We start from the raw sequence: 18,416 nt of genomic DNA, 5'->3' as shown, positions 1-18,416 counted from the left end.
ATGAAGCGGGGCTAAAGCACCCCGAAAAAACTTCTGGCATAATGAGCGAACGGGCATAGAGTCGATCTCCTGACTTGGTGGAACAATCAGTAGATCATATTTCTCTATGCCCGTCCTATAGCCCGCTTAGTTTCTGGGGATCCCTCAGCGCCGCGGCGGGTTTTTTTATGGCTGATGGAAAAGCGGCTTCGCGGGCATGGCGTAATAAATGCAACCGTTGAGCCTTATAACATGCCTAAACCGTCAGTTCCGACCGCACCGCAATCGCCAGCTCAAACGAGCGCAGCCGGGCCTGGTGGTCGAAAATCTGGCCGTTAATCATCAGCTCATCAGCGCCGGTTTTATCGATGACTGCCTGCAGTCCGGCACGCACCTGTTCCCGGTCGCCCACCACCGACATGCGCAGCGCCTGCTCCACGCCGTACTGTTCGCCTTCCGACCACAACGCGTCAAGATCCCGCACCGGCGCCGGCAGCGGGCCTGGCCGGCCGCGACGCAGGTTAATAAACTGCTGCTGCATGGACGTAAAGAGGAATCGCGCGTCGCGTTCGCTGTCGGCGGCCACGACGTTGATGCACACCATGGCATAGGGTTGTTCCAGCGAAGCGGACGGTTTGAAGTTGCGGCGGTATAAATCCAATGCCTGCCATAGCTGATCCGGCGCAAAGTGCGAGGCGAAGGCAACCGGCAGTCCCAGCGCCGACGCCAGCGGGGCGCTGTACAGGCTGGAGCCGAGCAGCCAGATAGGCACGTGCAAACCCTGGCCCGGCACGGCCTGTACCGGCTGGCCCGGTTTGACGTCGTCGAAATACCCCAGCAGCTCCTGCACGTCGCGTGGGAAATTATCCACATCGCCGGCCAAATGGCGGCGCAGGGCAATCATGGTGCGCTGATCGGTTCCCGGCGCGCGGCCCAGTCCCAGATCGATACGTTCGGGATACAGGGTCGCCAGGGTACCGAACTGCTCGGCAATCACCAACGGCGAATGGTTCGGCAGCATCACGCCGCCGGAGCCTACCCGCAACGTCGTGGTGCCGCCGGCGATATACCCCAGCAATACCGAGGTGGCGGCGCTGGCGATACCGGTCATATTATGATGTTCGGCCGCCCAGTAACGATGATAACCCCAGGCTTCGGCGTGGCGGGCTAAATCCAGCGAGCACTCAAACGCCTGCCGGGGTGAGGCGCCCTGCGGCACCGGCGAGAGATCGAGCAGTGAAAAAGCGATGGGACGTTGTTTTATCATAAGTAAACTCACAGTCAGCCGTAGCCCATAGCTTTGCGGGCTAATGATAACTATGAGTATTACCCAAATTGCCGTTTTCCGAAACTACTAATATTTGTAGGGTTATACACGCTAAAACCGCGACGCGCGCCTGGGGGAGCCGGCTACTCCACCAGTTCCAGCCCGGCGATACGCCGCCAGTAGCCGTTGCAGTCCCTTTGCCTGGCCAGGGCCAGAGGCTGTTGTCCCTGCTGGTTGGCCCGAAAACGCTCCAGCATGGCGAGGCTGTCCAGCCCCTGCGGCGATAGCCGCACCACGTCCACCAATCCCTGCATGGAGGGCTGCTCGTTAATCAGGTTATAGCAATAGCCGCTTTGGGTCTGGATGCCGTTCAGGACAAAAACCGGTTGCTGTTCCTGCGACAGCACCTCCCGCCCCTGTGGATATTTAATGCAACAGGTCTCACATTCGTCCTTCGACCGGTTTTCCGATCGCGCGGTAAAGCAGCGGGCGGAATACGCCAGGGGAAGATGACCGTAGCTGAACAGCTCAACTTCAAACCGGCCGCGAAAACCAAGCTCATCGCACTGCGTGAGGATATTGCCCAGCCACTCGCGCGACAGCTCCACCGGCATGCACCAGCGCACCATGCCCTGGCGGTGCAGAATGCGCAGGGTATAGGCGTTATAGCAGTTCAGGGCCGGGCCGGCGACAAACGGCAGCCGGTGCTCCGCCGCCAGCTGCGTCAGGCCGATGTCATTGGCTTCCAGCAAAAACTCGCCGTTATCCAGATAGCGCTTTAATTCGCTCAATTCCGACGGCGCCTGGATAAGCGCCAGCGTGGATATCACCACCTGCTTGCCGGATGACGCCACCGCTTTGGCAAGCGACAGCCAATCGCCGGTTTTCATGGCGCGGCGCTTGCTGCAAATCGTCTCGCCCAGGTAAATGATATCGGCGCTGCTGTCGCACGCCGCCTGGTAAAAGGCCTCGATATCCGGTTTCGGCCAGTAATAGAGCACCGGCCCCAAAGCATATTTCATGTCGGTTCTCCTGTTACTGCCAGCGCCGATGATAGGCGCCCAGCGTGGTTTGCGTGCCTTCGGATACCGCGCCCAGCGCCTCGGACCATTCGGGCCGCGGCGCAAACGCCTGGGGATTGGCAATGCAGCTGTCGATCGCCTGGCGCCATACCTTGGTCACCTGGCTGACATAAGCGGGACTGCGCTGGCGTCCCTCGATTTTCACCGAGGCGATATTGGCCGCCAGCAGTTCGGGCAGCAGCGACAGGGTGTTGAGGCTGGTCGGCTCCTCCAGCGTATGGTACTTCTGCCCATCCACGTAATAGCGGCCTTTGCACAGGGTTGGGTAGCCGGCGTTCTCATCCGGGCCGTAGCTGTCGATAAGAACATTGTTCAGGCGCGATTCCATCGCCGGCCCGTTTTGCGTCCAGCGGACAAAACGCGCCGGCGAGCAGGCGCCGACCGTATTGGGCGATTCCCCCGTCAGGTAAGAAGAGAGATAACAGCGCCCCTCCGCCATGATGCACAGGCTGCCGAAGGCGAATACTTCCAGCGGTACCGGGCTGGTCAGCGCCAGCTGTTTTACCTGATGCATCGACAACACGCGCGGCAGCACCACCCGCGCCACGTCAAAATGCTGTTGATAAAAGCGGATGGCCGCCTCGTTGGTGGCCGACGCCTGCACCGAGACATGACGCTCAATCTGTGGATAACGCCCGGCCGCGTATTCCAGCATGGCCGGGTCCGCCAGGATCAGCGCGTCCGCCCCCGCCTGGGCCGCCATATCCACGGCGCGTTGCCAGCGCGCGTAACCGTCCGGGTGGGCAAAGGTATTGATGGCGATATGCAGCTTGCGCCCGTGGCGATGCACATACTCCTGTGCTTCCTGCAGACGTTTATCGGTAAAGTTCAGGCCGGCGAAATGACGGGCGTTGGTATCGTCCTTCAGGCCGATATACACGGCATCGGCGCCGTTGTCGACGGCAGCCTTGAGTGCCGGAAGGTTCCCGGCGGGACAGAGCAGCTCCATAAAGTTCCCAAATAGCGTCTTGGGCCTGGCGCCGGGGCGCGGGGCGGTAAAAGAATATTAGCCAACAGATTGTTTTAGTGGAAAATGATGCGTGGCCGTTTTGGTAATTCTAAATAAGGTTGGCCGGGGAAAGTTTGATTTGAGGCAGCTTATGGCGTAATGACGGCATTTAATGCCGCGACGGCTATGCTTAAATAAGTAATCTTTCTTATAAAATTATTGATGTAGACCCCGACTGGTTTTAACCACTGTGGCAAAATAGACGCAGATTCGTTTAGAGGAGTAGAAACAGTGTTGGAAAAACTACGAGCACAGTTGGTGCGCCGGGGGCCGTCGCTGTTGCGCTTGCCAATCAAACTGACGCCGTTCGCGTTACAGCGCCAGGTGCTGGAACAGGCGCTGCGCTGGCAGTTTCGCGCGGCGCTGGCCGAGGGCGAGCTGGCTTTCCTGGACGGACGTTGGCTTAGGATCGAGGTCATGGATATCGCGCTGGTATGGTATATGACCGTCGAAAATGAACAACTAAAGGTCAGTCGTCAGGCGCGGGCCGATGTCAGCTTTAGCGGCAACGCCAACGATTTGATCCTTATCGCCGCCCGCAAGGAAGATCCCGACACGTTATTTTTCCAGCGCCGGCTGCGCATTGAAGGCGACACCGAGCTTGGCCTGTATGTGAAAAATTTAATGGATTCGGTTGATCTGGACACCATGCCGCGCCTGCTGCGCGTGGCGTTGCTACAGATGGCCGCCTTTATTCAGGCCGGGTTGCAAGAGGACGCGGATGCCGAGCGCATCCACGTATCCCAACCGTGCTGATACGCGTGGAAATACCGGTTGATGCGCCGGGGATCGACAGCCTGCTGCGCCGTGCCTTCGGCCGAGACGCCGAGGCGGAGCTGATTCGCCGCCTGCGCGAGGATGGGTTGCTGACCCTGGGTGTCGTGGCCACCGATGAAGACGGGGGGGTCATCGGCTATGCGGCGTTCAGCCCGGTCTGGATTGGCGGCGAGGATTGCCAGTGGGTAGGACTGGCGCCGCTGGCGGTGGACGCCGATTTTCGCAGGCAGGGCATCGCCCGGCAGCTGATCTATGAGGGACTGGATACGCTGAACGAATTCGGCTACCGCGCGGTGGTGGTTTTGGGCGCGCCGGACTATTATTCACGCCTGGGTTTCATCCCCGCCGCGCGTTCGCAACTGCATTGCCGCTGGCCTGGCGCGGAAGCCGCTTTCCAGCTGTTTACCCTGGCGGACGATGCGCTGGAGGGTGTCAGCGGCCAGGTGGTATACGCCGAACCGTTTGATCAACTGGCGCCGTGACGCGCGGCCGTGCGCCAATCGCACGCACGATAGCCGCCGCCGTAAGATCTGTTTGGCTAAAGGCTTGGCCATATGTCCTCAAGCGTGGGGGACTGGCTTGCGACCAATAGCTCCTTTTGCGCCCGCGTCAGCCGCTTGATGCGATATTCCCACCGCAATGCCGCGCCCCGGTCGCCGGCCGGACAATGGTAGACCAGAATCAACGGCCCTTTACCGCGCAGCGCCTTGGCGCCGTCGCCGCGTTGGTGCTGCGCCAGACGCCGTGCCACATCGGTGGTGACGCCGGTATAGAGGGCGCCGGCGGCGGTGCGTATCAGGTAAATATGCCAGGAAAGGGTCATGGTGATGCGCCTTACACAGATAAACTGCTTTTCTCGAAAAAATGCCCTTCGGCCCAAGAGCCCGTGGGTAATATGACCGTAAACGGCTATGATGGTAACTACTTTAGCCGCCGCGCGTAAAGGATGATGTCAATGCCGGCGACGCCGGGTGTTCGGTCGGCAACAGTTGCGTATAATTAAGTGGACAGGCAAGAACGCGTGGCGATATGCTGGTTTTAACCTTATAAAGGATAAGAGATTATCGTGCAAACGGACGACCCCCTGAAAGCGATCGTGGCATACCTGAAAAAACAGCATGTTTTAACGCTCTGCACCGGCGACGCGCAGACGTTATGGTGCGCCAACTGTTTCTATGTGCTGAACGAACCTGATATGTCGTTGTATATGTTGACGGATCATACCACCCGCCACGGCATCCTGCTGGCGGATAACCAACATGTGGCCGGCACTATCAGCGATCAAACCATTACCATAAGCCTTATCAAGGGAATACAGTACAGCGGCGAGGTTAATCAGATTATCGGCGAGGCCGCCAAGGTGGCGCGCCGGCAATATACCGCCCGCTTCCCGTTGGCCAAGCTTGCCACCTCGCCGATATGGCGTTTGCGGCTCGATGAAATCAAGCTGACGAATAACAAGCTCGGGTTCGGCACCAAGCTCAGCTGGCTGCGCGGCGATGACGAGGATAAGGCAGGCCTGGAAATCCGCCAGGCCTGAAGGGGGCAGCGCGTTGCGCTGGTTATTTCTTGTTAAGAATACGCAGCGATTCGCGATTGAATGCCGGCAAATCATCCGGCGTGCGGCTGGTGACCAGCGTATCGTTATCAATGACCACTTCTTTATCAAAAAAGTCGGCCCCGGCATTTTTTAAATCCACCACTACCGCTTTTACCGTGGTCATTTTTTTGCCGCGTACCGCATCGGCGCTGATCAGCAGCTGCGGTCCATGGCATATGGCGAAAATCGGCTTGCCGCTTTGGGCGAACGCCCGCGTGAAATCGACAAACCGATCGTCGCCACGCAGTGAATCCGGCGAATGGCCTCCGGGCAAGAGCAAGGCGTCGAACTGATCGACGTTGACCTCGTCAATGGACTTATCGATCGTTACCTTGGCCTCGCCACGCTTGCCGGTGACGGTATTGCCCGCTTTCTTCTCAATGGTGATGACCTGATGTCCGGCCTGCTGGTAGGTCTGGGCCGGCGAGGTAAATTCAGCGTCTTCAAATTCATCAGTGATCAAGACTGCGATTTTTTTGCTCATCCTTCCTCCGTTAGACGAATAAAGAACTGTTTAAGCCTAGTGCTAAGCCTAGTGCCGTATTGGCGGGCTATCAAGTTTGTTTAATGGCGGCATATAATATATGCCCCGGTCATTGATAAAATCAGGGATTTTTAGTTCTATAAAGGCCGCGGGCCGATAGGATAATACTGAGGTATTGTTTGGCAAAATAGACCTGCCCCACGGCTTGGCTAATTAAAAGCGGACCCTGGTTTTACGTAACGCCTCGGGTACTAATATCAGGATTCAGCCGGTTGGCTATTTTGCTCAAAGGATTTTAAGGTGGCGATTTCCACCGAATTCCTGCCACGGCTTTTGGCCAGATATAGCGCGCTGTCGGCGGCGGTGAGCGAAGCCTCAATATCGCTGTCGGCCATAACGGCGATCCCGGCGCTGAGCGTTACGGTCGTGGAAACCTTATCATTAAATAAATGCGGAATTTTTAAATCCAGCACCGCCTGCCTGACATTTTCAGCGCAGGTGAGGGCATAGTTGTCATCAACGTCGATAAGCAGTATCAGAAACTCCTCACCGCCGTAGCGCACCACGATATCCCGGGAGCGCACCGCATCGCGGATCGCCACCGCCACCGCCACCAGCGCCTTGTCGCCCATGGTATGGCCGTAGTTGTCGTTGTAGGCTTTGAAATGGTCGATATCCAGCAGCAGGATGTAATGGCTGGTGGGTCCGTTGCCGGTCAGGTTACTGAGCTTGTTCTGCAGGCCGCGGCGGTTAAACAGGCCGGTAAGCGGGTCTATCATGCTAAGGTCGCTGAATTTTTCCCGCTCTTCGCTAAGCCTCGCGACCAGCTCGGCCATAAAAACCTCGCTGCGTTTTTGCATCAGGTTGTGCAGCGTGAAGCTCACCAGCGGCAGCGCAATGGTAAACAGCAATATCAGGATGTGATGAAACTGATCCAATGCGATGACCATCAGCGCCGGCGGCAGGCTGTGCAGGCAGAGTGCCGTGAAATAATCGGCCAGCGAAATTGCGCTGATGAAAAATACCATCATCAAACTAAACAGGAGAAAATTGTTTTCGGCGGGCTGCAGCTGGTTGTAGCGTACGGCGATATGCCATGCCCAGAGCAAACCGATAATAATTGCAAAAACATTCAGTTGATGAGCATAATTTTTCACTTTGTAATTACTCATAATTAAAGTAATTACGCAAATGAGGGCCACCAGTATGGAAGGCGGTGTGGGAGAATGGGTATTATTCAAAGCCGTGGCGACATAAAAAACCGAAAAAGCGATATTAAGCAGCAAAAATAATAGCAACGACAGGCGAAGCTTACTCCTGCGGAGTTCTTCATAGCTGTAAGTATTTATCATGTCTTAACTTTTAAGCCCCGGCTGTCTACGATGGCAATTACAGACGACAAAGATTTTGAATAAAATATGATTATTAATGAGTTAGTATCGTTATTATGAATGTATGGCTAAAACATTAGAATAATTTAACAGCTTTAACCGTTGCTGTCACCCGCAGAGAAGGGTGAATTCGGAACTGGGGAAAATGGCGGGCGGGAGAGCTTGGGAGCGCGGGGCCCTGGCATTGTGGTCCGCGGTACATGACAAGATGAATATGGTGCGAAGGGAGGGACTTGAACCCTCACGTCCGTAAGGACACTAACACCTGAAGCTAGCGCGTCTACCAATTCCGCCACCATCGCAGGTTATTCATCTTATGCTTTTACTTGAAATCTGTTATTCAGAACGGACAGCCCGTACCAGGGTACGGCATGCTTGGGTTCTGGTTCCCGGTTGGTGCGAAGGGAGGGACTTGAACCCTCACGTCCGAAAGGACACTAACACCTGAAGCTAGCGCGTCTACCAATTCCGCCACCATCGCGTTCAATCCGGCAACATCTTTTCATAGTGTAACGTGGTTGTGTTTGGTGCGAAGGGAGGGACTTGAACCCTCACGTCCGAAAGGACACTAACACCTGAAGCTAGCGCGTCTACCAATTCCGCCACCATCGCCCGGCACGGGCAAGACATAAGCCCTGCCACCACGGAGGCGAATTCTAGAGGTTTTAGCGTCAACGTCAATAATTATTTAAACCAAAGCGGGTATTTAGCGCAAAAAAAACCGCCGCCGCCGCATTGGTGCGCGCGGCGGCGGGCTTGTCGCCGGTCAGCCGCGCTTGCCGGCTTTGTCCTTATCCTTGCCGCGCGAGACGGTATGAACCGCCTGGAACACCTTGAAACGGCCGTTTTGCGCCAGCACGGTGTGGCTGCCGAAAATGGAATCCAGCAAGGCCGGATAGGGCAAAAACGCGTTGGCGACGATGCGCAGCTGCCCGCCGATGCGTAAATGGGCCAACGCGCCGCGGATCAGGTTTTCGGCCGCCTGCAGATTGGTATGCATGCCGTCGTGGAACGGCGGGTTGGAAATAATCAGATCAAAACGTCCCGGCATTGCTGAATACACATTGCTGACCACCACGTTGCCCGTCAGGCCGTTGGCCTCGAGCGTGGCCTGGCTTGCGGCCAGCGCCGGGGCGTGCACGTCGCCGAGGGTCAATTTGACGCCCGGATAGCGTTTGGCCAGCACGGCGGCCAGCACGCCGGTGCCGCAGCCGATATCCGCCACCTCGCCGCTGAGCGGCTGATCAAACGTGGCGAGCAGCAGCTGGCTGCCGCTGTCTATGCCGTCGCGGCTGAACACGCCCGGCAGCGTTTTCACCGTGAGATCATTGAGTTGATATTCGCCCCAGTAGGACTCTACATCAAAGTGCGGCGCGGTCTCCAGCCGGCCGTGGTACAGACCGCAGCGGCGGGCGCTATCGATCTTCACCAACGGACAGTAGGGCGCCAGGAACGGCTCGGCGCTGCGCACGCCGCTGCGATTTTCCCCCACCACGAAGACGTCGCTGCCTATCGGCAGCAGCGCGAGGAGGTTGGTCAGCTGGAACTGCGCTTCCGGTTTATTTTTAGGCCAGAAATAGAGTAAAGTATCGCATTCGCGGATAAATTCCGCGTCGGCGACCAGGCCGTACTGCACGGACTCATCGTCCATTTTGTCGCGCAGTGCCAGACAGTGGTGATACCAGGCGGTGTGGACACGTACGTTTTTGGCGTCCAGTTCCGCGGGCAGCAGATCCTGCACATCGCCGGCGAACAGTACGCGCTTATCGGAAAAAATGTCCTCGTGACGAAGTATGACTTCACTGGCTGGTGTTAATACTGACATGCGACAAAGGCTCCTCATTAATCTGAGCGGGGAGTATAGTGCTTTATTGCCTGATGTTCGATGGACTTTATCGCCTGATGTGCGATGGACTGATGTGCAACTACCGCGGACAGGATGAGAATGACGTCACGACGAGACTGGCAGTTACAGCAATTGGGCATCACGCAATGGGCGCTGCGACGCCCCGCGGCCCTGCAGGGCGAAGTGGCGGTGGTTTTGCCCGCCGGCGTGCGCCTGCTGCTGGTCGCCAGCCCCTTGCCGCCCGTCGACCACCCGCTGGTGGGCGATGTGGCGCGCAGCCTGGATCTCGCGCCGGGCCAGCTGTATCCGCTTACGCCTGAACAGGTGGCGATGCTGCCGGAAGGCACCCGCTGCCATAGCTGGTGGCTCGGGCGCGAGGCGACGAGCGCCCTGTCCGGTGTATCCCTTTCCACCCCGCCGCTGGCTGACCTGCTGGGCAACGCGGCGGCCAAACGCGATTTATGGCGGCAAATTTGTCATTATGAACATGATTTCACCGCTGACGGTCGCTGATCTTACCGCCGCCTGGCATATAGAACAGGCCAGCCACGCATTCCCCTGGACGCCGAAAACCTTTGCCAGCAACCAGGGCGAGCGTTATCTGAATCTCAAGCTGACCGTCGGTGATACCCTGGCGGCGTTTGCCATTACCCAAACCGTGCTGGATGAGGCGACGCTGTTTAACATTGCCGTCCATCCGGATTTCCAACGCCGCGGCCTGGGCCGTTCATTGCTTGAATATTTAATAGGCGAGCTGGAGCGCCGCGATATCCTGACGTTATGGCTGGAGGTGCGGCAATCCAATCAGCCCGCCATCGCGCTTTATCAGTCCCTGGGCTTTAACGATGTCTCGGTGCGCCGCGATTATTACCCGGCCGCCGTCGGGCGCGAGGATGCCATCATCATGGCGTTGCCCCTGGGGTGACCCGCACCGCCGCGCGCCGGCGCGCGCACTATCAATGCACACTTTCTCCATGTAGAATCTAGCACCAGCGATCCAGCCCATAATTTGTATGTATCCATCGAGAAACAGAAGATGAAGAATGCCACTTACGCCGCGGAAGTTGCGGCACGGCGCACTTTTGCGATTATTTCGCACCCCGACGCCGGTAAAACCACCATCACCGAAAAAGTGCTGTTGTTCGGGCACGCCATCCTTACCGCCGGTACCGTCAAGGGCCGTGGCTCAAGCCACCATGCCAAATCCGACTGGATGGAGATGGAAAAACAGCGCGGCATCTCCATCACCACCTCGGTGATGCAGTTCCCTTACCGGGACGCCCTGGTAAACCTGCTCGATACCCCGGGACATGAGGATTTTTCCGAAGACACCTACCGCACGTTGACGGCGGTGGACTGCTGCCTGATGGTCATCGACTCGGCGAAAGGCGTCGAAGATCGCACCCGCAAGCTGATGGAAGTGACCCGGCTGCGCGATACGCCGATCCTGACCTTTATGAACAAGGTCGATCGCGATATCCGCGATCCGACGGAACTGCTCGACGAAGTGGAACATGAGCTGCGCATCGCCTGCGCGCCCATTACCTGGCCCATCGGCTGCGGCAAGCTGTTTAAAGGGGTGTATCACCTTTACAAGGATGAGACCTATCTCTACCAGACCGGTAAAGGCCACACCATTCAGGAAGTGCGTACGGTCAAGGGGCTGCGCAACCCGGATCTCGACCTGGCCATCGGCGAAGATCTGGCGGCGCAGTTGCGCGAGGAGCTGGAGCTGGTCCAGGGCGCATCCCATGAGTTTGAGGAACAGGCTTTCCTGCGCGGCGAGCTGACCCCGGTGTTTTTCGGTACCGCCTTGGGCAACTTCGGCGTGGATCATATGCTGGACGGCCTGGTGGAATGGGCGCCGCCGCCGTTGCCGCGCAAGACCAACACCCGCGTCGTTTCCGCCGATGAAGAAAAATTCACCGGATTTGTGTTCAAGATCCAGGCCAATATGGACCCGAAACACCGTGACCGCGTGGCGTTTATGCGCGTGGTGTCCGGACGCTATGAAACCGGCATGAAGCTGCGCCAGGTCCGGACGGGCAAAGATGTGGTGATCGCCGATGCGCTGACCTTCATGGCCGGCGACCGCTCGCACATCGAAGAAGCCTACCCCGGCGATATCATCGGATTGCACAACCACGGCACCATCCAGATTGGCGATACCTTCACCCAGGGCGAGGATATGAAATTTACCGGTATCCCGAACTTTGCCCCGGAAATGTTCCGCCGTATCCGCCTGCGCGATCCGCTCAAGCAAAAGCAACTGCTCAAAGGGCTGGTCCAGCTGTCGGAAGAGGGCGCGGTTCAGGTATTCCGTCCGCTCACCAACAACGACCTGATCGTCGGCGCGGTTGGGGTGCTCCAATTTGAAGTGGTGGTGGCGCGCCTGAAAAGCGAATACAACGTCGAGGCGCTGTATGAATCGGTTAATGTCTCCACCGCCCGCTGGGTCGAATGCGCGGATGTGAAAAAACTCGAGGAATTCAAGCGAAAGAACGAGCTGAACCTGGCGCTGGACGGCGGCGATAACCTGTCTTATATCGCCCCGAGCATGGTTAATCTCAACCTGACCCAGGAGCGCTACCCGGACGTCAGCTTCCACAAGACCCGCGAACATTAATCACCGCCCGCGCCGGTTCACCGGCCGTTCCCGAGCCCCCGACCGACCGGTTGGGGCGCCGTAACGATTGCCCCCGCTTTGCCTCGATATCCGCTCCCGTGGCCTGCGCCGTCGCGTCCGGGAAGGGGACGGAATGTTCCTAAATCCTTGCTTAATCATCGGATTTAACGTTTTTTTCCGCGATAACCATGCAATTTGTTATTTCTGGTCTATAGTTAAATTGTCTCTGACGGAGCGGTTAAATAAGCTAATAAAACCGTGTAAATCAGTATGATGCGCTGTTCCTTATCCGTTAAGAACAGTATTTATGCTTTTTTGGCTGCTCTCCCGGTTGTTACGGGAGGCTATTAGACCGGCCACATTTGTGGCAACAACACCCTGATTCGGGTGGCAAGTAAAAAGGAAACATCAATGAATAAGATCCAGATGACAAAAACGCTTACGGCTGTGGTTTTAGGTTCCATACTGGCCGCTTCCGGCGCGATGGCCAACGATACCATCAAGACCGAACCCAACAGCACCAGCGCCAAAATCGACGGCTCGATGAAAACAGCCTCGAACTATATGGGCGACAGTGCGGTGACCGCCAAGGTGAAAAGCGCGCTGGTTGGCGACAAGGGCATCAACAGCACCGATATTTCGGTGGAAACCAGCAATGGCGTGGTTACGCTGAGCGGTTTTGTGACTAACCAGACCCAGGCCGAACGCGCAGTGACCGCCACCAAATCCGTTGAAGGCGTGACCTCGGTCAGCGATAAGCTGCATGTCAAGGAAACCACCAATGCATCGGTGAAAACCTATGCCGGCGACACCGCCATTACCAGCGAAGTTAAAGCCAAGCTGCTCGCCGACAGTATTGTCCCGTCGCGCAAGGTGAAGGTTGAAACCTCCGATGGCGTGGTACAACTTAGCGGCACCGTGAAAAATGCCCGTGAAGCCTCGCGCGCCGAAAGCGTCGCCAAAGCGGTCGACGGCGTGAAAAGTGTCAAAAACGATCTTAAGTACTAATCTCAATAAGAACCAACGGTCAGATTCGCTTTGCGTTGCCCGGGTGCGACGCAAAGAGGTACCGCGCACGGCAAAACCAATAGCATTAAACCGGTACGGGATGCTTGACGGCCCTGTTTACCGGTAACACGAGAATTGTATTTTCATCATTTGGGTAAGGAGAAGCTTATGTTTCGTTGGGGCATTATTTTTCTGGTCATTGCCTTGATTGCGGCAGCGTTAGGGTTCGGTGGTTTGGCTGGTACTGCGGCATGGGCGGCTAAAATAGTCTTTGTGGTCGGTATTATCCTGTTCCTGATAAGCCTGTTTACCGGACGTCGCCGTTTATAGGCGTTATCAACGGGCCTGTGCCCGTTAAGCGGTAACCGGCAGTAAAGGTTATTATCCGGGGAGGAAGGCGACAAGCGTTATCAAGCGCGACGTCGACGACCTCTCCGGAGCGTTTTCCAAGCGCCTGTCCGTCCCTGCGCGCGAGTGCGCCATTCCCCGCCCCTACCGCGTCGCCCGATGTTCCTTTATTGCCTTGAGATTGCCTTGAGCTGCGCCTGTTGCGCCACGCCGTGGTTCCCGCTCGTGTCAAAGATGCTACTATTTACCCTTACTCCCGCTACGTTGATGTGCCAGGCATGCGCAGGTAAATTCGCCATGATAGATCCGGTCTTTATCGATACCCATTGTCATTTTGATTTTCCCCCGTTCAGCGGGCACGAAACCGAGGGCCTCGCCCTGGCGGCCGCGGTCGGCGTGCGGCATATCATCGTGCCGGCGGTGGAGGCGGAGCGCTTTGCCGCGGTATTGGCATTGGCCGACGCCCATGACGCGCTGTACGCCGCGCTGGGTATGCATCCCATTGCCATTACCCGCCATGACGACGCGGGATTGGCGCTGCTGGCGCATCATTTGCGCCAGCCTCATCCGCGGCTGGTGGCGGTGGGGGAAATCGGTCTGGATAATTATATGGCGGAGCCCATGATGGCGCGCCAGGAAGCGCTGTTGGCGGCCCAGTTGCAATTAGCCGGCCGCCATGACCTGCCGGTTATCCTGCATTCCAGACGCACCCACGACCGGCTGGCGCACATCCTGCGGCGCCATGACCTGCCGCGTACCGGCGTGGTGCATGGCTTTGCCGGCAGCTATGAGCAGGCGGCGGCGTTTATCAAATTGGGTTATTACATCGGCGTCGGCGGCACCATCACCTACGCGCGCGCCAATAAAACGCGCCGGGTCATGGCCAGGCTGCCGTTAAACCGCCTGCTGCTGGAAACCGACGCGCCCGATATGCCGGTGTCCGGATTCCAGGGGCAGCCCAATCGTCCCGAGCGGCTGCGCGTGACCTTTGCGTCGTTATGCGAGCTCAGGCCGGAGCCGCCGGAGCAAATCGCCGAAATAATATACCGCAATAGCCTGGATTTGTTTGGTTTACCCTGCCGTTAGCAAAATTTTCCCGTTGATAATCGGGATCGGACGCATAAATCTCAATCCTTAAGCAGCTTATTATCGCCGATTGTGAAAAAATAGCGCCAGCGCGTAAGGCAGGATGCGTTTACCCTGCGTCTTTGATTCAGGCTTATGCGGTGAGAAGGATCTTTAACGCCCGGAAATTGCCATCGCTCCGGGTCTTTCTTCATGGAACCAAGTCCGCTCGCCAACGTTACGGCGCGTTATCGCTATAGCCATAGCGCCCCTTTTACAAAGCCGGTTGTCATCAGGGCAAACCGGAAAGTTGGAGAGTTTTATGATTGATTTAACCGTTGCGGTCCGCCGTGCGCCGGGCCTGATGGATCTCGCCGCCCGGGTACCCCCATGGCTTTAATGATGCCTGCCCTTTTTTCAGGCGATAGCCGCTTATTGTTTTGTAGGGGGTAACCGTGTTCCTGGCACAAGAAATTATTCGTAAGAAACGCGACGGCGAGCCGCTCAATGAAGAAGAGATCCGGTTTTTCATTAATGGCGTACGTGATAATACCGTTTCGGAAGGACAGATAGCCGCCCTGGCGATGACCATCTTTTTCCATGATATGGATATCCGGGAGCGGGTGGCGTTGACCCTGGCGATGCGCGACTCGGGCCATGTGCTGAACTGGAAGAACAGCTCGCTCGACGGGCCGGTGGTGGATAAACATTCCACGGGCGGCGTGGGCGATGTGACCTCGCTGATGCTGGGGCCGATGATTGCCGCCTGCGGGGGCTACGTGCCTATGGTGTCAGGGCGCGGGCTCGGCCATACCGGCGGCACGCTCGATAAGCTGGAGTCGATCCCCGGACTGAATATTTTCCCCGACGATCAGGCTTTCCGCGCCATGATAAAACAGGTCGGCGTGGCGATTATCGGCCAGACCAATTCACTGGCGCCGGCGGATAAACGTTTTTACGCCGTGCGCGACATCACGGCCACGGTGGATTCCATTGCGTTGATTACCGCCTCGATACTGGCTAAAAAACTGGCCGAGGGCCTGGATGCGCTGGTGATGGACGTGAAGGTCGGTTCCGGGGCGTTTATGCCCGATTACCCGCAATCCGAGGCGCTGGCGCGCGCCATCGTCGGCGTCGCCAACGGCGCGGGATGCAAGACCACGGCGCTGTTGACCGATATGAACCAGGTGCTGGCTTCCAGCGCCGGCAATGCTCTGGAAGTGCGCGAGGCGGTGCGCTTTCTCACCGGCGAACAGCGCAATCCCAGGCTGTATGAGGTCACCATGGCCTTGTGCGGTGAAATGATGGTGTCGTCGGGGTTGGCGGCCACCGATGCGCTGGCGAAAGCGCGGTTGCGTCAGGTATTGGATAACGGCGAAGCGGCGGAGCGTTTCGGGCGCATGATTGCGGCCCAGGGCGGGCCGAACGACTTTATCAGTCGTTGTGATCACTATCTGCCGAAAGCCATGCTGAGCAAGCCGGTGTTCGCCGCGCAAGCCGGATTTATCGGCGCCATGGACACCCGCGCGCTGGGCCTGGCGGTGGTGGCGATGGGCGGCGGGCGGCGGCGCGTCACCGACGCCATCGACCATAGCGTCGGTTTGACCGACATGGTGTGCCTGGGCGATGCCGTACAGCCCGGGCAGCCGCTGGCGAATATCCACGCCGCCAGCGAAGCCGGCTGGATGCAGGCGGCCGAGGCGGTGAGCGCGGCCATTACCATCACGGCGCGGCCGCCGCAGGCCCTGCCGGTCATTTACCGGCGTATCGAGGCCAATGACTGACGTCGCGGGGCCTTGCCGGCGGGCAGCATCGCCCGCCGGCGCAAATACGATTTTTTATGATCCGCCGTGCCGTGGCCGCTACCCGGCGGGCGGGTCAATCAGCAGGAGAAGATAATGAAACGTACCTATATCATGGTGCTCGACTCGTTCGGCATCGGCGCCGCCGCGGACGCGGATAAATTCGGCGACAGCGGCGCGGATACCCTGGGCCATATTGCCGAGCAGTGCCAGCGCGGGGTGGTGAACCAGGGCCGCAGCGGTCCGCTGACGCTGCCTAACCTCTCGCGCCTGGGGCTGGGCAAAGCCGCCGAGGAATCCACCGGGCGTTTTCCCCCGGGACTCGATCGCGACGCGGACATTATCGGCGCCTATGCCTATGCCAGCGAAATTTCCTCCGGCAAGGATACCCCGTCCGGCCATTGGGAAATAGCCGGGGTGCCGGTGATGTTCGACTGGGGCTATTTCCCCGATCGGGAAAACAGCTTCCCGCAGGAACTGCTGGATCGGCTGGTCACGGACGCCGGGCTGCCGGGATACCTGGGCAACTGCCACTCTTCCGGCACGGTGGTGCTCGATCGGCTGGGCGAGGAACACATGCGTACCGGCAAGCCGATATTTTATACCTCGGCCGATTCGGTTTTCCAGATAGCCTGCCATGAAGAAACGTTCGGTCTGCAGCGTTTGTACGATCTGTGCGAACTCGCTCGCGAGCTGCTTACCGCCGGCGGCTATAATATCGGACGGGTGATCGCCCGGCCGTTTACCGGCGATAAAACGGGTCATTTCCAGCGCACCGGCAATCGCCACGATCTGGCGGTGGAACCGCCCAGCGCCACGGTGTTGCAAAAACTGGTGGAAGAGAAGGGGGGGCAGGTGGTGTCCGTGGGCAAGATTGCCGATATCTACGCCCAGGTGGGCATCACCAAAAAAATCAAGGCTACCGGACTGGATGCCCTGTTTGACGCCACGCTGCGGGAAATGGCGCTGGCGGGCGATAACACCATCGTCTTTACCAACTTTGTCGATTTTGATTCTTCCTACGGCCACCGGCGCGACGTGGCCGGATACGCGGCGGCGCTGGAACTGTTCGATCGCCGCCTGCCGGAGTTGCTCGCGCGCGTCACCGGCGAGGATATCATCATCCTGACGGCCGACCACGGCTGCGATCCCACCTGGCCCGGCACCGATCATACCCGCGAGCACGTCCCGGTGTTAATCTACGGCCCCGCCGTGCGGCCGGGATCTTACGGACACCGCCAAACCTTCGCGGATATCGGCCAGACGGTGGCGGCCTATTTTGACCTGACGCCCATGGATTATGGTAAAGCCATCCTGCCGGCATAAGGGTATTCATTATTTTGCCAATCCCGGCGCGGGCCGGGACAACGACAATTTTATAAAAAGGAACAACACTATGGCGACGCCGCATATTAACGCTGAACGAGGTGATTTTGCCGATGTGGTCCTGATGCCCGGCGATCCGCTGCGGGCGCAGCACATCGCCGCGACCTTTCTCACGCAGCCGCGCGAGGTCAATAACGTTCGCGGCATGCTGGGCTATACCGGCAGCTATAAAGGCCGGGCCATTTCAGTGATGGGCCACGGCATGGGTATCCCGTCCTGCTCCATTTACACCAAGGAACTGATTACCGAGTTCGGGGTGGAACAGATTATCCGGGTCGGCTCCTGCGGCGCGCTGCGCGGCGACGTCAACGTGCGCGATGTGGTAATCGGCATGGGCGCCTGTACCGATTCCAAGGTGAACCGCATGCGTTTCAAGGATCATGACTTTGCGGCCATCGCCGATTACGACCTGCTGCGCCATGCGGTGGACGCGGCCAACGCGGCGGGCGTCAATGTGCGCGTCGGCAATCTGTTCTCGGCGGATCTGTTTTATACCCCCGATCCGCAGATGTTTGATGTGATGGAGAAATACGGTGTACTGGGCGTGGAAATGGAAGCCGCCGGCATCTATGGGGTGGCGGCGGAATTCGGCGCCAGGGCGTTGGCCATCTGTACCGTTTCCGATCATATCCGTACCGGCGAGGCCTTAAGCGCGGCCGACCGCCAGACCTCGTTCAACGAGATGATCGAAATCGCGCTGGAGTCGGTGCTGCGCGGCGACGCGGCATAGTTCGCCCGGGCCTGGC

The 18,416-nt window shown here is 58.1% G+C and carries 19 protein-coding genes and 3 tRNA genes; 12 read left to right on the top strand and 10 right to left on the bottom strand.

Features of this window, described 5'->3' with window-relative positions; all coding sequences use genetic code 11:
• Window positions 1–235: 235 nt before the first annotated feature.
• The 3 genes from VGC33_RS00895 to ubiU all read right to left on the bottom strand — a co-directional run bounded on the left by VGC33_RS00895 (window position 236) and on the right by ubiU (window position 3,277).
• Window positions 236–1,246 carry a luciferase-like monooxygenase gene (locus tag VGC33_RS00895; protein ID WP_331118063.1) on the bottom strand — a complete coding sequence of 337 codons (1,011 nt, stop codon included), beginning with the start codon at window positions 1,244–1,246 and terminating at the stop codon, window positions 236–238.
• A gap of 143 nt (window positions 1,247–1,389) precedes the next feature.
• Window positions 1,390–2,268, bottom strand: coding sequence for a U32 family peptidase (locus VGC33_RS00890; RefSeq protein WP_331118061.1), 879 nt, complete (start codon window positions 2,266–2,268; stop codon window positions 1,390–1,392).
• Window positions 2,269–2,281: 13 nt separating this feature from the next.
• The gene (ubiU, locus tag VGC33_RS00885) at window positions 2,282–3,277 is read right to left on the bottom strand and encodes a ubiquinone anaerobic biosynthesis protein UbiU (protein ID WP_331118059.1); all 996 of its coding nucleotides are present in this window, start codon (window positions 3,275–3,277) and stop codon (window positions 2,282–2,284) included.
• 291 nt (window positions 3,278–3,568) lie between these two features.
• Here ubiU and ubiT point away from each other — a divergent pair, with 291 nt between their 5' ends.
• Window positions 3,569–4,093 (top strand): ubiquinone anaerobic biosynthesis accessory factor UbiT, encoded by a 525-nt coding sequence (gene ubiT / locus VGC33_RS00880; protein ID WP_331118057.1) that lies wholly within the window; start codon window positions 3,569–3,571, stop codon window positions 4,091–4,093.
• The gene (locus VGC33_RS00875) at window positions 4,087–4,596 is read left to right on the top strand and encodes a GNAT family N-acetyltransferase (RefSeq protein ID WP_331118055.1); all 510 of its coding nucleotides are present in this window, start codon (window positions 4,087–4,089) and stop codon (window positions 4,594–4,596) included. Before ubiT ends, VGC33_RS00875 begins: the two co-directional genes overlap by 7 nt.
• 56 nt (window positions 4,597–4,652) lie before the next feature.
• On the opposite strand, the gene VGC33_RS00870 is transcribed toward VGC33_RS00875, so the two are convergent.
• Entirely contained in the window at window positions 4,653–4,937 is a 285-nt protein-coding gene (locus VGC33_RS00870; protein ID WP_331118053.1) for a GIY-YIG nuclease family protein, read from the bottom strand.
• Between the two features lie 243 nt (window positions 4,938–5,180).
• Here VGC33_RS00870 and VGC33_RS00865 point away from each other — a divergent pair, with 243 nt between their 5' ends.
• The gene (locus tag VGC33_RS00865) at window positions 5,181–5,654 is read left to right on the top strand and encodes a YhbP family protein (RefSeq protein WP_331118051.1); all 474 of its coding nucleotides are present in this window, start codon (window positions 5,181–5,183) and stop codon (window positions 5,652–5,654) included.
• Between the two features lie 22 nt (window positions 5,655–5,676).
• Here VGC33_RS00865 and VGC33_RS00860 read toward each other — a convergent pair whose 3' ends face one another.
• The 6 genes from VGC33_RS00860 to rsmC all read right to left on the bottom strand — a co-directional run bounded on the left by VGC33_RS00860 (window position 5,677) and on the right by rsmC (window position 9,414).
• Window positions 5,677–6,198 carry a type 1 glutamine amidotransferase domain-containing protein gene (locus VGC33_RS00860; RefSeq protein ID WP_331118049.1) on the bottom strand — a complete coding sequence of 174 codons (522 nt, stop codon included), beginning with the start codon at window positions 6,196–6,198 and terminating at the stop codon, window positions 5,677–5,679.
• 257 nt (window positions 6,199–6,455) lie between these two features.
• Window positions 6,456–7,550: a GGDEF domain-containing protein gene (locus VGC33_RS00855; RefSeq protein ID WP_331118048.1), complete on the bottom strand. Its 1,095-nt coding sequence runs from the start codon at window positions 7,548–7,550 to the stop codon at window positions 6,456–6,458.
• A 254-nt stretch (window positions 7,551–7,804) separates the two neighbouring features.
• Window positions 7,805–7,891, bottom strand: a tRNA-Leu gene (locus tag VGC33_RS00850).
• Between the two features lie 92 nt (window positions 7,892–7,983).
• Window positions 7,984–8,070, bottom strand: a tRNA-Leu gene (locus VGC33_RS00845).
• A 44-nt stretch (window positions 8,071–8,114) separates the two neighbouring features.
• Window positions 8,115–8,201, bottom strand: a tRNA-Leu gene (locus tag VGC33_RS00840).
• A gap of 154 nt (window positions 8,202–8,355) precedes the next feature.
• Window positions 8,356–9,414 carry a 16S rRNA (guanine(1207)-N(2))-methyltransferase RsmC gene (rsmC, locus tag VGC33_RS00835; RefSeq protein ID WP_331118046.1) on the bottom strand — a complete coding sequence of 353 codons (1,059 nt, stop codon included), beginning with the start codon at window positions 9,412–9,414 and terminating at the stop codon, window positions 8,356–8,358.
• A 120-nt stretch (window positions 9,415–9,534) separates the two neighbouring features.
• Between rsmC and VGC33_RS00830 the strand changes: the two genes are divergently transcribed.
• The 9 genes from VGC33_RS00830 (at window position 9,535) to deoD (ending at window position 18,400) form a co-directional block, all read left to right on the top strand.
• A complete protein-coding gene (locus VGC33_RS00830) occupies window positions 9,535–9,948 on the top strand; it encodes a DNA polymerase III subunit psi (protein WP_331118044.1) in 414 nt (137 codons plus the stop codon).
• Window positions 9,917–10,360: a ribosomal protein S18-alanine N-acetyltransferase gene (gene rimI / locus VGC33_RS00825; RefSeq protein ID WP_331118042.1), complete on the top strand. Its 444-nt coding sequence runs from the start codon at window positions 9,917–9,919 to the stop codon at window positions 10,358–10,360. Before VGC33_RS00830 ends, rimI begins: the two co-directional genes overlap by 32 nt.
• Before the next feature lie 111 nt (window positions 10,361–10,471).
• Entirely contained in the window at window positions 10,472–12,061 is a 1,590-nt protein-coding gene (gene prfC, locus VGC33_RS00820) for a peptide chain release factor 3 (protein ID WP_331118040.1), read from the top strand.
• A 411-nt stretch (window positions 12,062–12,472) separates the two neighbouring features.
• Window positions 12,473–13,069 (top strand): molecular chaperone OsmY, encoded by a 597-nt coding sequence (osmY, locus tag VGC33_RS00815; RefSeq protein WP_331118038.1) that lies wholly within the window; start codon window positions 12,473–12,475, stop codon window positions 13,067–13,069.
• Window positions 13,070–13,237: 168 nt separating this feature from the next.
• Window positions 13,238–13,399 carry a DUF1328 domain-containing protein gene (locus VGC33_RS00810; protein WP_132925836.1) on the top strand — a complete coding sequence of 54 codons (162 nt, stop codon included), beginning with the start codon at window positions 13,238–13,240 and terminating at the stop codon, window positions 13,397–13,399.
• A 315-nt stretch (window positions 13,400–13,714) separates the two neighbouring features.
• A complete protein-coding gene (locus tag VGC33_RS00805; RefSeq protein ID WP_414636862.1) occupies window positions 13,715–14,503 on the top strand; it encodes a TatD family hydrolase in 789 nt (262 codons plus the stop codon).
• A gap of 434 nt (window positions 14,504–14,937) precedes the next feature.
• The gene (deoA, locus tag VGC33_RS00800; protein WP_331118033.1) at window positions 14,938–16,266 is read left to right on the top strand and encodes a thymidine phosphorylase; all 1,329 of its coding nucleotides are present in this window, start codon (window positions 14,938–14,940) and stop codon (window positions 16,264–16,266) included.
• 114 nt (window positions 16,267–16,380) lie between these two features.
• A complete protein-coding gene (gene deoB / locus VGC33_RS00795; RefSeq protein WP_331118031.1) occupies window positions 16,381–17,610 on the top strand; it encodes a phosphopentomutase in 1,230 nt (409 codons plus the stop codon).
• Between the two features lie 70 nt (window positions 17,611–17,680).
• A complete protein-coding gene (gene deoD, locus VGC33_RS00790; RefSeq protein WP_331118029.1) occupies window positions 17,681–18,400 on the top strand; it encodes a purine-nucleoside phosphorylase in 720 nt (239 codons plus the stop codon).
• Window positions 18,401–18,416 lie beyond the last annotated feature (16 nt).

Source organism: Acerihabitans sp. (genome assembly GCF_036398755.1).
Lineage (GTDB): Bacteria > Pseudomonadota > Gammaproteobacteria > Enterobacterales > Enterobacteriaceae > Acerihabitans.
Note: the sequence above shows the minus strand (reverse complement) of the source record. Positions and strands in the feature narration are given on the sequence as shown.